We start from the raw sequence: 14,595 nt of genomic DNA, 5'->3' as shown, positions 1-14,595 counted from the left end.
TCATGAGCAGAACGAACAATAGGTTATGTTCTTCTTCGGCAAACGCATTGCGCAGATTGCACGGTATTTGCCTAACCGATTCCGGTCGTTCCATCGTGTTCTGCCTTGTCTTTTTTTCGTTGATGGGAAGTCCGTCGGCTTCAATCGACAACGCCTGGCGGGACGAATGGCAGCGCGCCGGATTGGACCTGGATCGTGGCCAGCGCGCCGACGATGTTCGAATTGCCGTGGTCGGGCCGGGGGTGGATGCCGGGCATCCGTCCCTGGCCGGGCGGGTCTACCGTGATCTTCGTCTCCCCGGAGCGGTGATTCATCCCTTTGTCGAGCGGCCTGCGACCCACGCGCTGACCGTCGCCGCCGGATCGGCAACGGCAGCGGCCGCCCCTCAGGGGCCGGCCTCAGGAGCCGATCTCGGGATCTATCGAACAAGTCTGACGCCCGACGGGTATCCGGCCGAGACGGCGCTGGCTCTTGCTGACGCCGTCTATGACCATGCCGGAATCGTCTTCATGACCCGTGGCCTGGAAATGGGTCTCGGCGACCTGCCGGAGGTTGAGCGCGGCAATGGAGCCCGTGGCGGAGTCCGCGCCGAGGACATTTTGCCGGGACGGCTGGCCGCTGCCACAGGGTCGACCGCGCATGACTGGCGGGTGTGGTTGAGCGCGATCCGTGCGACTCAAGGCAGCGCGGTGGTGGTCCAGCCGGCGCTGAACCAGCCGGAATGGGACGAAATTGATCTGATCGCCGGCATGCCGGCTCTGCTGCCCGAACTGGGTCGTTCCTGGATCACGGCAGTCGGTGTCGATGGTGACGGTGCGCTCGTGACAGCACCTTGCGGCGCAGCGGCGGCGTGGTGTCTGGCAGCACCGGGATCGCCGGTTTCCGGTGCTGTGCCCCGGGGCTGGCCAATGGGAACCCAAATCGGCGATTCCCGGTACGAAAGCTGGGGTGGGGGATTGATCGCCGCAGCACGGGTCGTTGCGGCGCTGGCGCTTCTGGAAGAAGAACTGGGTCTGCCGCCGGAGGCCGCGGCCCGAAAGATATTGGATACCGCCGACGCGGAATTCGACGGCTTCGACCCGCAGCATCACGGCAACGGCCTGCTGGACATCGCTGCCGCACTGGTTCCTGCGGCGCCGCTGGTCGTGCCGGTTCCCGAGCCGCCGGAATCCCCCGGCCCGCAGGAGTCCCCGACCGCCCAGTCACCCACGGGTCCTGCGCTTCCAACACCTTCGTCGCCGTCGAAATCGACGCCGGCATCGGCGCCGCTGGCCGGGACACGCATCATCCCGGGGCCGAGCTTCGGCGACGGGTTTCATGCCGGCCTTGCGCCGTTTCGAACCGTCGTCATCGACAGATACGGTGCGATCTATGAGCTCGATCTCCGGTCCCTGGTCGCAGAGGGCGCGCCTGTGTCGATTGCCACGCTGATGGACCGTCACGAAACGCGGGCCGGTTGGCGGCGAGAGGCGCGAGCTGTCGTCGCCGTATCCGGAAGTCGGGGAAATCTTCGCCTGCGCGGCCTCATGGACGCGGCAGGGCGTGAGGGTGTGATGGCGACATTCGACGCGCAGCGCGGGGCGCCCGCTTCTGCCGCCGGAGCGAACGGTGGAGGTGAGTTCGGGGACGGTTTCCGACTGACGGCGTTGGGAACGGGCGGCTTTCTTCATTCCGATGACCCCGGACGCTTCCACATATTCGACTCACCACTGCCTGACCCGGTTCTGGGCGCCCCATCGGCGGACGATCCGTTTGCCGCGATGGTTGAGGGCGCGTCGGGGATTGGAATGGGCCTCAGCTTCGCCAATGGCCGGTCGATCGAAGGCTGGGTCTATACGGGCCGGGGCGAATACTCGCGGCGCCGGACCGACGGGCTGGCCTTTCGCGTTACCGATCTGCGCGGCGACGGTGCCGATGTGGTGCGCGGTGGTCTGATTGCCGAGGACGGTGCGATGCTCGGCACGCGCATGACCGGCGCCATGGGACGGACGGGCCGCAGTCTGACGGGCTATGTTTCCGCCACTGGCTATCGGACATATTTTGACGGGCTCCTCGATTTCAGCTTCGGCGCATCGGCGGGGACGACATTGACATCACTGTCGGGGCCGTCGCTGGTCCTCGATCTGGGACCGGTAAGAACCGCGTCGGTGGCGACAGAGGCCGCCGTCAACGGCCTGCTGGCACCGCGCGACCGGCTCTCCCTGTCGTTCGAAGCCCCCCTGAGGGCTGTGTCCGCGCCGGGGCGGCTGGTGACGCGAGTCAGGAATGACCATGCATCAGCGACACAGGGTGGCATCGAAGATCGGGTCGCATTCTTCGACGCCCGGCCGACAGGCTGGGAGGCGCGATGGGGAGCGTCCTATAGCGCGCCGCTGGCACCCGGCGCTTCGATCGGGCTCAGCGCCCTCTACCGGGAGCATGCCGGCCACAGGATCGACGCGGCCCCGGAATGGGAGGTTCGCCTTCGTTTTGCGGCACGGCTTTAGACATGGTGCCGGATCAGGAACGGCCGGTTCCGTCGCACTACCAGCTTTCGAATTCCCTGTAGCCCATTTCGCGTTGATAGGCGAAGGCAGCCTCACGGATCTGGTCGAGAACCGCGCTCGTGTGGGGGATCGGTCCCATCCTGAGGTTGGGGATCGCCTCGTCACGGCTGATAATCAGGGCGTATCCGATGCCCAGAATGCCCCAGTAGATCGGTTTCTCGACCTGATAATCCCGAATCCGATGCAAGGCGACTTCATTGCGTCGACGCACGAGAAGGCCTGTGCGGATAATGATCCGCTGGGTCGTCAGTTCGTAGGACACCAGAAAGCGGGCAAGGGTCTTGATCCCGACATAGAGCGCGGGCAGCGCATAGAGCAGGTGGCTCCAGTAAAGGACGGATGCCATTTGATCCTCTGTCAGCAGGCCGTTTCCCGCGCCCGCCAGACCAGCCTGGATATAGGGAAAGGCCAGATGGATGCCGTAGGTCACGGCGATGGCGAGGATCCAGTGATAGAATGTCGACCGCAGCGCAGGATGCCCCTTCCATAGTGTGCTTTCAGCCTGCTGGCTTCCCTGGGGCCCGCCCCGAACCGACTCCTGTGGTGTGCGTTGGTAAGGCACGTCGCTGCCTGCGCCATCTCCGGACGGGTGTGCCGTTTCCGTCATCTTGTTTCTCTCTGTTGTTCCCGCGTTGCAAGGTCAACATATCACAGCTTTGCCGTGAAGGTCTGCTTCCGGCGGGGCCGTCAAAATTCAAACAAATGTTTGAAACAAGTGATTGACATTATGTTGCAGTGCGATCAACTTCCCTGACCCAGAGCAATCCGAACAGTGCCACGGAGCGTAAACAGCGTGCCCAACGATACGAAGGAAACCGACGGCACGCGCCGAAGATTGATGGACGCCGCACGGGATCTGTTCGCCGATCGGGGCTATCATGGCGCATCCGTGCGGGATATCTGCCGCGTCGCCGAAGCCAATGGCGCGGCGGTCAGCTATCATTTCGGCGGCAAGGCAGACCTGTACCGCGCGGTTGCGATCGCGGTCTCGCAAGAGGTTGCCGCGACCTGGCCAAAGGCCGGTGCCCGGATCAGCGATTATCCGACGCCGGACGCGGCCCTGGATCACGTGGTCGAAAGCCTTACCGCGCCTCATACGACCGACCGCAGCCGCGTCTCGATGGTCCAGATCGGCAATTGGGAAATGGCCGCGCCGACCGACCTTATCGACGACATCATCCGCCAGTGGCTGGAACCGGTCTTTGGCTTGATCCGCGAATTATTACGGACATATTCATCCGAACCCATGGACCCGGTCAGTGAATCCCTTGCAGTGCTGGCGGTTCTGGAACTGGCAGCGACCGGGACGCGGGGCCAGCGGATCTGGCCCTGGTTCGGGCATGACGAACCACTCGACGGAGCGAAAATGCGCAGACGGCTTCGTGACCTTCTGCGGCGGTTCATCAAGGAAGCCGCACCTGGAATTGACTCTGCCGACCCGATGGCGCCGCCGGCGACCTGATTTTGCCGCGCGTCCCGATCGATCAAGGAAAATATCAATGAAATCAATTGCGCGTCTCATGATTGTCGTCGTGATACTTGTCGCCGGGGCGTTCGGGGGCTGGCTCGTTTCGGCTTTCCTTCCGCCTTCGCCGGCGGGAATGCTGGTTGCCGGCGGACAGGGCGGCGGTGGTGGTCCGGGTGGCGGCGGAATGGGCGCTGGCGGTGGCATGCCGCCGACGCCGGTTTTGGTCTCCGGCGCGGACGAGCGGCGTTTCGTCGAGCGGGTCCGGTCGGTCGGCACGGCGCGGGCCATCGACTCCGTGACCATCCTGCCGCGCGTAGCCGGTGAACTCGTGACGGTGAATGTCGAGGCGGGGGACACCGTCAGCGCCGGTGATGTTCTGTTCGAAGTGGAAAGCACAGAGCAGGAAGCCCGCCTTGCCGAAGCCCGCGCCCGTGCCGACGATGCACGTGGCCGGTACGAGCGAAATCGCGCGGCGTCGGGTTCGGTCCCGCAGGCTCAGATCGAGCAATACGCGGCCGAACTGGCGGTGGCGGAAGCACAGGTCGCATCGGCTGAATTCGCCTTGAGGAACACCCGCATTACGGCGCCGTTCGATGGCACGGTCGGATTGATCGGCCCGAGTAGCGGCGCCATGGTCGGGCCGGACACCCTTTTGACCACGCTCGATGACCGGACGCGGACCAAGGTCACGTTCAGCGTCCCCGAGCGGTTCATTGGTGGCCTTTCAGAGGGAACGGAACTGACCGCCCGATCTTCCGCATATGCCGAAACCACCTTCGAGGGCACGGTTTCCGCGCTCGGCGGCCGCGTCGACGAGCAGACGCGCACCCTGACGGTCGAGGCGACTCTGGAGAATCCGGAAAACCTCCTGCGGCCCGGCATGTTCCTGACCATCGATCTGGCGCTGACGCCGGAAACCCATATCGCGGTGCCCGAGGATGGGCTGGTCGTTCAGGGTGGGGACGCCTTCGTCTTCAGCGTCGATGGTGAGAACGTCGCCCATCAGATCGCGGTCGATATCATCCAGCGCGCCGACGGCTGGGTCGCTGTCAGGGGCGATGTCGCCGCCGACGCCAGCATCATCGTTGCCGGTCAGACGCGGGCCCGCGATGGTGGGCAAGTCATGCTCATCGACGCCGACTCCGAAGATGATGGCGCCGGCGGCGGACCAGCGGGTCCGCAAGTGTCGGAGGCCCGGTAATGGTACTCTCCGATATCAGTGTAAAACGCCCGGTCCTGGCGATCGTCATGAGCGCGGTGATTGTCGTCCTTGGCCTGTTTGCCTCGTCCTCACTGCCGATTCGCGAGTATCCGGACATTGACCCGCCGGTCATTTCCGTCTCCACGGCCTATCCCGGTGCCGCACCGGAAGTGGTGTCCAACGAGGTTACCGAACCGCTCGAACGTTCGCTTGCGACCGTCGAGGGGATTGCCTCGATGGAATCCACGTCGCGCGACGGCAACAGCCAGATTTCGCTGGAATTCGGCATCGATCGCGACCTCGATTCCGCCGCATCGGATATTCGCGACGCGGTTTCGCGTGTCCAGTCCCAGTTGCCCTCAGACGCCAACTCGCCGCAGGTCACGAAGTCGTCGTCGGACAGTCAGCCGATGATCTGGATTTCGCTGACCTCGCAGCGCTACGAGGCCGATTTCCTGTCGGACTATGCCGACCGTTTCGTGGTGGACCGGCTTTCGACGATCAACGGCGTCGCCGACGTCATGGTCGGCGGCGAGCGGCGCTATGCCATGCGTATCTGGCTCGACCCGGTCTCGATGGCGGCGACCGGTGTCACCGTTCAGGATATCGAGCAGGCGCTCAGGGCCAACAATGTCGAACTGCCTGCGGGCCAGATCCGCACCGAAGCCCGGTCACTCACCGTGCGAACCGTGACGCGGCTGTCGACGGCCGAAGAATTCGGTGATCTGGTCCTGCGCGAACACGAGGGGGCACCGCTGCGGCTCCGTGACGTCGCGCGGGTCGAGCGGGGCGTCGAGGACGATAGCACACAGGTGCGCATCAATGGCGGTACCGGCGTCGGCATCGGCGTCGTGCGCCAGAGCCAGTCCAACACGATCGAGGTCGCTGACGCTGTCCGGGCGGAGGTCGAGGCGATCGGGCCCACTCTGCCCGACGGCGTGACGCTGGAGGTGGCCTATGACGAAAGCATTTTCGTTTCGTCATCGATCGATGCGGTGATCAAGGTCTTCATCGAAGCGCTGATCATTGTCGTTCTTGTCATTCTTGCCTTCCTGCGATCGCCCCGGGCCACGCTGATCCCGGCCGTGACGATCCCGGTCTCGTTGATCGGGGCGTTCATCGCCATGGCGGCGCTGGGCTATTCGATCAACGTCCTGACGCTGCTGGCACTGCTGCTGGCGATCGGCCTGGTGGTCGATGATGCCATCGTCGTACTGGAGAACATCCAGCGCCGCGTCGATGAAGGCGAGCCGGCGCTGGTCGCGGCGGTGCGCGGCACGCGCGAGGTTGGCTTCGCGGTGCTGGCGACCTCCGTCACCCTGATATCGGTGTTCATACCGATCTCGTTTCTTGACGGCAGCGTCGGCAGACTGTTCGCCGAGTTCGGTATCGTCATGGCGGCGGCGGTCGTGTTTTCGACCTTCGTGGCGCTTACGCTGGCGCCGATGATGGCGAGCAAGTGGCTCAAGCCAAACCGCAAGGCACTGGCCCGTCACCAGAACGCCGAGGGTGACCGCCGGGATGCCGAGCCGGGTATGCAGCGGTACTATCGGGCGGCCGTGACCTGGGCGGTGGATCGCCCCGTATCGGTCATCGGCGTCAGTTTGTTCGGTGCGGCGATCGTCGTGCTGTTCTTCATGGCAATTCCGCAGGAGCTTTCGCCGACGGAGGATCGCGGCATCGTGATCATTCCCTCCATCGGGCCGGAGGGCGCGACGCCGGAGTTCATCGACCAGGGCGTCCGGCGGGTGGAATCGGTGGCGCTGCCGCTGGTCGAGGAAGGCCTGGCCGACAGCGTCTTCTCGGTCGTCGGCATTGGCGGCAATATCGGCTTTACCATCGTTGGACTGGCCGACTGGGCCGACCGGGATGTCGGCCAGCAGGAGATCATTGGCCGGCTCATGCCGGGTCTGCTGTCCATCCCCGAGGTGCAATCGTTCCCGATCGCGCCGCCCGGCCTGGGTCAGGGCGGCTTCGACCAGCCGGTGCAGTATGTCCTGGGCGGCTCTGATTACGAGGAACTGGAAGTGCACGCCCAGGCCATGCTGGAAAGGGCGCGCGAAAATCCCGCGCTGGTCAATCCGCGCATCGATTTCGAACGGACGCGCCAGCAGATCGAGGTGTCGGTCAACCGCGACCGGGCGGCGGCGCTGGGCATTTCCGTGGACCAGATCGGGCGGACGCTGCAGGTTCTGCTCGCCGCAACCGATGTCACCAGCTATATCGACGGTGGCCAGGAATACGATGTCATCATGCAGGCGCCGCGCAGCCTCCGCGCCGGCCTGGACGATGTCGGCGGGTTCTTCATTCGCACCGGCGACGGCGATCTGGTGCCGTTGTCGTCCGTGGTCACGATGGAAGAGGTCGGCGCCGCAGCGTCGCTGGGCCGCGTTGACCGGCTGCCCGCGATCACTCTGCAGGCGGGGCTTGCGCCGGGTTACGATATGGGATCGGCGCTGAGCTACCTGGACCAGATTGCGGTCGAGGAACTGCCATCGGACGTCCGGACCTCGTATCTCGGTCAATCGCAGGAGTTCATGGACGGATCGGCGCAGATCTACCTGACCTTCGGGCTGGCGTTCCTGCTGGTATTCCTGGTTCTGGCCGCCCAGTTCGAGAGCTTCGTCCATCCGACCATCATCCTGATCTCGACGCCGCTGGCGGTGACCGGCGCCATGATCGCGCTGTTCTTCGCCGGGTACTCGTTCAACATCTACAGTCAGGTCGGAATCATCCTGCTGATCGGGCTGATGGCGAAGAACGGTATTCTGGTGGTTGAGTTCGCCAACCAGCTGCGCGATCGCGGCCAGGGGGTGCGCGAGGCGTCGATCGATGCCGCCGTGCTGCGTTTGCGGCCGGTTCTGATGACGACCCTGGCGCAGGTGTTCGGGGCCATCCCGCTGGTGCGAGCCGGTGGCGCGGGTGCCGAAAGCCGCGGCACCATCGGTCTGGTCATCATCGGCGGCATGTTGTTCGCCACCGCGTTCACGCTGTTCCTGACCCCTGTCCTCTACAAGCTGATGGCTGGCTATACGCGGCCGACGAACTGGATATCCGAGCGACTGAAGGAACAGGAGGCGGCAGCGGACCAGCCGGATCAGGGAAATACCCACACCGAAGGGCGGCCCGGCGTCGTCCCGGCCGAATAAGGATCAAGGTTATGACCGATAAAGCGACCTACCGGCCGGTTCGGCGTGGATACCGGGCGCTGCCCGCCGTCGCGTCAATGGTTCTGCTGGCCGGATGTGCGGGATTTGGCGCCGAAACGTCGACCCCGTCGCCAGCGGTGCCGGCGTCCTATGTCGACGCCCGCGCCGCGATTCCTACCGAAGCGCCGGTGGATATGGTGCGGTGGTGGCAGTCCTTCGACGACCCGGTGCTGACCGCGTTGATCGAGGAGTCCGCGGCGGCCAATACTGATATCCGGATTGCTGAAAGCCGGGTGCGCGAGGCACGGGCCATGGCGCGTCAAAGCCGCTCTGGCCTCTGGCCGTCGCTCGATGCCGGAACGTCGGCGGGGGCGACGTCGGATGTTGCCATCGATTCCGGTCGGTCGCCCACCAATCAGGGCCTGTTCGAGGCCGGATTCGATGCCGTGTGGGAGGCCGATCTGTTTGGCGGCACCCGCCGGTCGATCGATGCGGCCGAGGCTGGCGTTCGGGCGGAAGAGGAGCGATACCGCGATGTCATGGTGTCGCTCTATGCCGAGCTCGCAGATACCTATGTACGCCTTCGGGCGACGCAGGAACGGCTGGCGCTGACCGAACAGTCCCTCAGATTGCAGCGCCGTACCCGCGATCTGGTCCGTGAACAGGCCGATGCCGGCATTGCCACCGTGGTCGACGCTGAACGGGCCAACGCCGCCGTCGCCCAACTGGAGTCGCAGCGGCCGGCTCAGACGGCGCAGATCGAGCGACTGATCAACCAGATATCCGTCATTCTCGACCGGCCGCCGGGCGCGCTGCGCAACCGCCTGATCGATGCGGCACCGGTTCCCGTCTCCGACGCGGGGCCCGATATCGGCATTCCGGCCGATCTGCTTCGCAGGCGTCCCGATCTTCGGGCAGCGGAACAGGATCTGGTCGCGGCGGTCGCCCAGACTGACGTGGCGATCGCCGACCTTTATCCCAGCCTTACCATCCCCGGCTCGATCACGCTTTCCGCCGCCGGCCTTGGGACCGGATCGATCGTGGAAACGCTGACGTCAGCTGTCAGTGCCGCGCTGTCGATCCCGATTTTCGACAGTGGCAGCCGGCAGGCAGCCGTCGACGCCGCCGAGGAACGCGTCGAGCAGGCGCTTCTTTCGTATCGCAGCCGGATTCTGACGGCGATGCAGGAGGTCGAGAACGCCCTGATCGACTATGACGAGGCCCTGGAAAGGCGGGCAGCACTACGCCGGAACGTGGCATCCTCGCAACGGGCGGTTACGACGGCCACGGATCTGTTCGAACAGGGGCTGTCGAGTTTTCTTGAAGTGCTCGATGCTCAACGTGAATTATCGACGGCGCGGCAGAGCCTGTCCGAAGCGGAAGAGGCTCTGTCGCGGTCGATGATCCAGCTTTACAAGGCGCTGGGCGGCGGTTGGGACGGTGCGGCGCCCGCTATCGCGGCCGCACCGTCGAGTTGAAGGCTGATGGGGGCGGCAGCCTGCGACGCAGGTCAGAAGCCCTCCACCGGTAGCCATTGTCATTGAGACCGTCGCCGCCTGCTATTCCCACCAGGAGTCGTCGACGCTCTCAAGCGACTCGAGTTCCTCTTCCGAGTGTCGCGTAATGAACACATATTCCGCATCGTCGACGGCGACGAGATCGACATCCTCGACGGGCAGAAAGACATGTTTGTCGCCGAGATCCAGAAAGCCGCCGATCTCGGCGACGATGCCGATCATCTGCCCCGAAGTGTCGAGAACCACGTCCCGGATTTCACCGATCTCGTTCCAGTTGGAGTCGACGCTGTCATAGCCCGACCAACCCCAACGATAGTCTTCTCCTGGCGTTCCCCAGGATCCTTCATCATAGGCTTGATTGGTCGTGTAAATCGCGCCGCCGGTGATGTCACCCGTGCGGATGAGGTTCTCCCGATCGACTGTATCCTGCGCAAATGCCGATGCGGCACCAAGAATGCCGATCATCGCAAGTGCTGTAAAAGTACGTTTCATGGATGTCTCTCTTCCTTTTGGTGTGTACCGTCAACAATGGCGGGCGTTCGATGTTCCAGCATGAGTCGCGATTTCGCCGAATTGGGAGAGCCGATCACGGCTGTGAAACTTGAAGCAGACCCCCTCCGGCAACCCCGGAGCGGTCGGTGATTGTGCGGAGAGACTGGAAAGCGCGTGCAGCACTACGCCGGGATGTGGCATCCTCCCAGCGGGTCGTTGCGACGCCCTTGGATCGCTTCGAACAGGGGGCGTCGAATTACCGTGAGGGGTTCGCGCCGGCGGTGAATCGTCGAGGACGCCGCAGAGCCTGTGAGGAGAGGAAGACGCATAGCTACTGTCGAAGAGTCAGCCCGCCCGCGAAGGGACGATTGAGTGGCAGTCACCCGAGACCAAGCGAATGACGACACGCATCCCTCGTTCATTCAGAACGGCGGTGAGATGGGCGCGCGCATCAGAGGGTATGATTGGGCGGCGACATCACTGGGAGTTCCGGCGGCGTGGCCGCAGGGGCTGCGGACCGCGGTCAGGCTGGTGCTGAACATTCCGCAACCGGCGTTCATCTTCTGGGGTGACGACCGGATTTGCCTGTATAACGATGCTTTCGCCGAGATATTCGCAGCCGACGAGTCTGGCGTCGAGGCCATCCCGGACGCTCTGGGGAAGCCGGCGCGCGCGGTCTGGGAAGCCGCCTGGCCCACGCTCGGCCCGTTTCTGGACCGGCTCGTGGCTGCCGGGCCGGCGCCGGATGTCGGTGCGCCGGAGGTCCCGGAGGCACTGGCGGCGAATGGCTGGCAGGCGTTCAGCTTCAGCCCGATCGATGACGACAGCAGCCCCACCGGCATCGGCGGTGGTCTGGCGCTGGCGTCCCGGCCGGCGGCCGAACGGGCCGGTGAACTGGAAGCGCTGCGCAAGAGTGAGGCGCATTACCGATCCATCTACGATCACGTCCCCGTTCTCATCTGGGAAGAGGATTGGGCGGAAGTGAAGGCGATGCTGCTGGCGCTGCGCGAAGCCGGCGTTACGGATTTTGCCGACTATTTCGCCCGGCATCCGGGTTTCGTCACTGCGGCGATCCACGAGGTTCGTGTTCACAATGTCAACAGAACCGGCGCTCGGCTGTTCGGCGCCCGGTCGTCGCGGGAACTGCTGTCACAACATACCGATGTGATCGAGAAGCCGGCGTCGATGGCCCTGTTCGCGCAGGCAATGGCTGCCTTCATGGCCGGCAAGCGGGAATTCGAATCCGAAAGCGATACCACCGATCTCAACGGACAGCGGCTTCGGCTTTACGTCAAGATGCTGATCCCGGATGTGAACGCGTCCGACACTCGCCTGGTGCTGACGCAGATGGACATCACGGCCCTCAGATCGGCGGATGAACGTTTCAGCGTCGTGGTCAAGGCGACCAGTGACGTCGTCTGGGACTATGACATGATTGCCGGCACGGTCTGGTGCAGCGACGGGATCAGGGAGCGCTTTGGCCTTGATCCGGGGGATTTCAGATCCGGCCGCGCCACGTGGTCCGATCACCTGCACCCCGACGAGCGGGAACGCGTCCTTTCCGACCAGGCACGGCTGATCGCCGAGGGTGCCACATCGTGGCAGGCGGCGTACCGCTTCAGGCGTGGGGACGGCAGCTATGCCCACATCGAGGACCGGGGTACGTTCGTGCGCGACGGTTCGGGGACGGTCATCCGCATGATCGGCAGCATGGTCGACGTCACCCATCAGAAGCAGATCGAAGATCAGCTTCGCCAGTCGCAGCGCCTCGATGCCATAGGGCAGCTGACCGGAGGGGTTGCCCACGATTTCAACAACCTCCTGACCGTCATTCTGGGCAATTCCGAGGTCCTGAGCGAGATGCTGGCGGATCGGCCCGTGGAGAGGCGGATGGCCGATATGAGCGCCTCGGCGGCCGAACGCGGTGCGGAACTGACCAACCGGCTTCTGGCCTTCGCTCGCAGGCAGCCGCTGCAGCCGGCCGAAACCGACCTCAATCAGCTGATATCCGGTATGGACGGGCTGCTGCGGCGCACATTACGGGAAAACATCAACATCGATCTGGTCGCCGCCCGCGACCTCTGGACGACTGAACTTGATCCCGGCCAACTCGAAGTGGCCATATTGAACCTTGCCATCAATGCCCGCGACGCCATGCCCGACGGCGGCCGTCTGACGATCGAAACCGCCAACTGCCATTTCGACGAGCGCTACTCGGCCCGGCATGACGAGGTCGAGGCGGGGGCCTATGTCATGGTCGCCGTTTCGGACACGGGCGAAGGCATGGCGCCGGAGGTCGTGGCGCGCGCGTTCGAGCCGTTCTTCACCACCAAGGAGGTGGGCAAGGGCAGCGGTCTGGGGCTCAGCCTCGTCTACGGTTTTGCGAAACAATCGGGCGGCCACGCCACGATTTATTCGGAACTCGGGGAGGGGACAACGGTTCGGCTTTATTTTCCACGATCCGTCGCCACCCGTGACGAGGCCGTCCCGAATGCAGGCGGCGTGTCCGTACCAGTCGGCACGGAACGAATTCTGGTCGTTGAGGACGACAATCTCGTCTGCGAGCATCTGGTCTCGCAGCTGGAGGGGCTTGGTTATGCAGTAACGAGCGCCGGCACTGGTGCCGCGGCCCTGGACCTGCTGAAACAGGGTGACCCGTTCGATCTGCTTTTTACCGACGTGATCATGCCCGGTGGCTTGAACGGCAAGGAACTGGCCGACGCTGCAAGGGTGATGCTTCCGGAGATCAGGGTGCTGTTCACGTCCGGTTATACCGAGAACACGATTTTTCATCACGGACGGCTCGACCGGGGTGTCCACCTGCTCGGCAAACCCTATCGGCGCCAGGATCTCGCATTGAAGGTTCGCGCAGTGCTTGACGAATAGCCGATGTGGCGCATTCTGCCCACAGGAGGAAAAAAGATAGCCGCCCGGCTAAGTTTCTTGACGCGATCTCGTCGGCGTTGTTGGTTAGCTGAATGGCTAACCTGAATGCGATTTTTCATTCTCTTTCCGACGAGACAAGGCGGGCCGTGGTGCAGCGTTTGTGCGTGGGGCCGGCAAGCGTGACAGAACTGGCCGCGCCACATGACATGGCGTTGCCGACCTTTCTCAAGCACTTGCGGGTGCTTGAGGGTAGCGACCTGATCGAGACGTCGAAATCAGGCCGCGTCCGGACCTGTCGCCTGAAGGCCGAAACGGCAAAAATGGCCGAAGACTGGCTGGGTGGTCAGCGCAGGGCCTGGGAGGGGCGGTTGGACCGGCTGGATGCATTTGTAGCGGCCGCGGCTAACACTCAACCGATCGAGAACGGAGTCGACGATGAAACTTGATCCTGAACTGGATCTGTTGCTGGAGCGCGATGTCACGGCGAGTCCCGCGCAACTCTGGCAGGCCTGGACCGATCCCGCCAATTTGAAACGCTGGTTCGCGCCGGCACCCTATCAGGTGGCCAGGGCGCCGACCGGGTCAGGCATGAAGAGATGGGGTTCTTCGACGGCTGGTCGACCTGCATCGATCAACTCGACGCCCTGGCGCGAAACCTGTAGCCAAGAACGATCAGCTGGATCTGCCTGTGAAACGTGAGTGCACACAAACTCACCGACACGGCCATTGCGACTGCTAACTTATGAAATTCCTTGGCGGACCCGACAGGATTCGAACCTGTGACCTCTGCCTTCGGAGGGCAGCGCTCTATCCAGCTGAGCTACGGGTCCTTAAACGAGACGGGAGTGCCGCCGACGCCAGGATGAGCGGACACTACTCCAAGCGGCGGCCGTCTGCCAACCCCCAAATATCCCGAATCCGACGTTCTGTTATCAGGTCTCGTCCGGCGGGACGAGACGGGGATCGGCGGCGATTTCCTCGACCAGATCGGGGTTATTCCGGATCGCCACATGCCGGTTGGCGATGGCGTCATCGATCAGGAGAATGAAGGCGTTCCATTCCATCTCGGCTCTGGCTTGCGGCGAAAGCCCATCCTGGCCGTGCTTGAGCTGGGCAGCGAGGCGCTTGCGCGTGGTGCGCAGGACGCCCTTGCGCTGACCGCCCTTGACGCTGGACTGGTCGCGGATTTCCGACCGGATCAGCGTCGCCGTCAGCGGAACCTGTATGGTGTGGGCACCGAAAACATAGGGCCGGTGCCAACGCCGTTCGTCAGGGTCGGCTTCGGTTTCGAAGGTCGGGCGCGCTTCTGTCATTCGGCCATCTCGGATGTTGTCGC

The 14,595-nt window shown here is 63.9% G+C and carries 11 protein-coding genes and 1 tRNA gene; 8 read left to right on the top strand and 4 right to left on the bottom strand.

Going from position 1 to position 14,595, the window contains the following annotated elements; translation table 11 throughout:
- Positions 1 to 182 precede the first annotated feature (182 nt).
- Complete coding sequence (locus tag ABZ728_RS20085) at positions 183 to 2,486, top strand: S8 family serine peptidase (protein ID WP_366658134.1); 2,304 nt, start codon at positions 183 to 185, stop codon at positions 2,484 to 2,486.
- Between the two features lie 37 nt (positions 2,487 to 2,523).
- Here ABZ728_RS20085 and ABZ728_RS20080 read toward each other — a convergent pair whose 3' ends face one another.
- Positions 2,524 to 3,153, bottom strand: coding sequence for a PH domain-containing protein (locus tag ABZ728_RS20080; RefSeq protein WP_366658132.1), 630 nt, complete (start codon positions 3,151 to 3,153; stop codon positions 2,524 to 2,526).
- Positions 3,154 to 3,339: 186 nt separating this feature from the next.
- Between ABZ728_RS20080 and ABZ728_RS20075 the strand changes: the two genes are divergently transcribed.
- Genes ABZ728_RS20075 through ABZ728_RS20060 form a run of 4 tightly spaced genes read left to right on the top strand, consistent with a single transcriptional unit; the run spans position 3,340 to position 9,842 of the window.
- Positions 3,340 to 4,008 carry a TetR/AcrR family transcriptional regulator gene (locus ABZ728_RS20075; RefSeq protein ID WP_366658131.1) on the top strand — a complete coding sequence of 223 codons (669 nt, stop codon included), beginning with the start codon at positions 3,340 to 3,342 and terminating at the stop codon, positions 4,006 to 4,008.
- Between the two features lie 37 nt (positions 4,009 to 4,045).
- Positions 4,046 to 5,215, top strand: coding sequence for an efflux RND transporter periplasmic adaptor subunit (locus tag ABZ728_RS20070; protein ID WP_366658129.1), 1,170 nt, complete (start codon positions 4,046 to 4,048; stop codon positions 5,213 to 5,215).
- Positions 5,215 to 8,364 carry an efflux RND transporter permease subunit gene (locus ABZ728_RS20065; RefSeq protein ID WP_366658128.1) on the top strand — a complete coding sequence of 1,050 codons (3,150 nt, stop codon included), beginning with the start codon at positions 5,215 to 5,217 and terminating at the stop codon, positions 8,362 to 8,364. The genes ABZ728_RS20070 and ABZ728_RS20065 overlap by 1 nt, the downstream gene beginning before the upstream one ends.
- A gap of 11 nt (positions 8,365 to 8,375) precedes the next feature.
- A complete protein-coding gene (locus ABZ728_RS20060; protein WP_366658127.1) occupies positions 8,376 to 9,842 on the top strand; it encodes an efflux transporter outer membrane subunit in 1,467 nt (488 codons plus the stop codon).
- An 81-nt stretch (positions 9,843 to 9,923) separates the two neighbouring features.
- Here ABZ728_RS20060 and ABZ728_RS20055 read toward each other — a convergent pair whose 3' ends face one another.
- The gene (locus ABZ728_RS20055; RefSeq protein WP_366658126.1) at positions 9,924 to 10,373 is read right to left on the bottom strand and encodes a PRC-barrel domain-containing protein; all 450 of its coding nucleotides are present in this window, start codon (positions 10,371 to 10,373) and stop codon (positions 9,924 to 9,926) included.
- 372 nt (positions 10,374 to 10,745) lie between these two features.
- On the opposite strand from ABZ728_RS20055, the gene ABZ728_RS20050 reads away from it, so the two are divergent.
- From ABZ728_RS20050 to ABZ728_RS20040, 3 genes are all read left to right on the top strand, one after another.
- Entirely contained in the window at positions 10,746 to 13,259 is a 2,514-nt protein-coding gene (locus ABZ728_RS20050; RefSeq protein WP_366658125.1) for a PAS domain-containing protein, read from the top strand.
- Between the two features lie 92 nt (positions 13,260 to 13,351).
- Positions 13,352 to 13,705 (top strand): metalloregulator ArsR/SmtB family transcription factor, encoded by a 354-nt coding sequence (locus tag ABZ728_RS20045; RefSeq protein WP_366658124.1) that lies wholly within the window; start codon positions 13,352 to 13,354, stop codon positions 13,703 to 13,705.
- Positions 13,695 to 13,958, top strand: coding sequence for an SRPBCC domain-containing protein (locus ABZ728_RS20040; protein WP_366658122.1), 264 nt, complete (start codon positions 13,695 to 13,697; stop codon positions 13,956 to 13,958). The genes ABZ728_RS20045 and ABZ728_RS20040 overlap by 11 nt, the downstream gene beginning before the upstream one ends.
- Positions 13,959 to 14,012: 54 nt before the next feature.
- On the opposite strand, the gene ABZ728_RS20035 is transcribed toward ABZ728_RS20040, so the two are convergent.
- Together ABZ728_RS20035 and ABZ728_RS20030 are read right to left on the bottom strand one after the other, a co-directional pair.
- A tRNA-Arg gene (locus ABZ728_RS20035) sits at positions 14,013 to 14,089 on the bottom strand.
- A 102-nt stretch (positions 14,090 to 14,191) separates the two neighbouring features.
- Positions 14,192 to 14,572 carry a hypothetical protein gene (locus tag ABZ728_RS20030; protein ID WP_366658120.1) on the bottom strand — a complete coding sequence of 127 codons (381 nt, stop codon included), beginning with the start codon at positions 14,570 to 14,572 and terminating at the stop codon, positions 14,192 to 14,194.
- Positions 14,573 to 14,595: the final 23 nt, after the last annotated feature.

The sequence above is a fragment of the Fodinicurvata sp. EGI_FJ10296 genome (assembly GCF_040712075.1).
Taxonomy (GTDB): Bacteria; Pseudomonadota; Alphaproteobacteria; order DSM-16000; family Inquilinaceae; genus JBFCVL01.
Note: the sequence above shows the minus strand (reverse complement) of the source record. Positions and strands in the feature narration are given on the sequence as shown.

Bases quoted from the DNA above. Each gene is read 5' to 3' on its own strand.
- ABZ728_RS20080 (WP_366658132.1), bottom strand. From the start codon at position 3,153: ATGACGGAAACGGCACACCCGTCCGGAGATGGCGCAGGCAGCGACGTG.
- ABZ728_RS20070 (WP_366658129.1), top strand. From the start codon at position 4,046: ATGAAATCAATTGCGCGTCTCATGATTGTCGTCGTGATACTTGTCGCC.
- ABZ728_RS20065 (WP_366658128.1), top strand. From the start codon at position 5,215: ATGGTACTCTCCGATATCAGTGTAAAACGCCCGGTCCTGGCGATCGTC.
- ABZ728_RS20060 (WP_366658127.1), top strand. From the start codon at position 8,376: ATGACCGATAAAGCGACCTACCGGCCGGTTCGGCGTGGATACCGGGCG.
- ABZ728_RS20055 (WP_366658126.1), bottom strand. From the start codon at position 10,373: ATGAAACGTACTTTTACAGCACTTGCGATGATCGGCATTCTTGGTGCC.
- ABZ728_RS20045 (WP_366658124.1), top strand. From the start codon at position 13,352: ATGGCTAACCTGAATGCGATTTTTCATTCTCTTTCCGACGAGACAAGG.
- ABZ728_RS20040 (WP_366658122.1), top strand. From the start codon at position 13,695: ATGAAACTTGATCCTGAACTGGATCTGTTGCTGGAGCGCGATGTCACG.
- ABZ728_RS20030 (WP_366658120.1), bottom strand. From the start codon at position 14,572: ATGACAGAAGCGCGCCCGACCTTCGAAACCGAAGCCGACCCTGACGAA.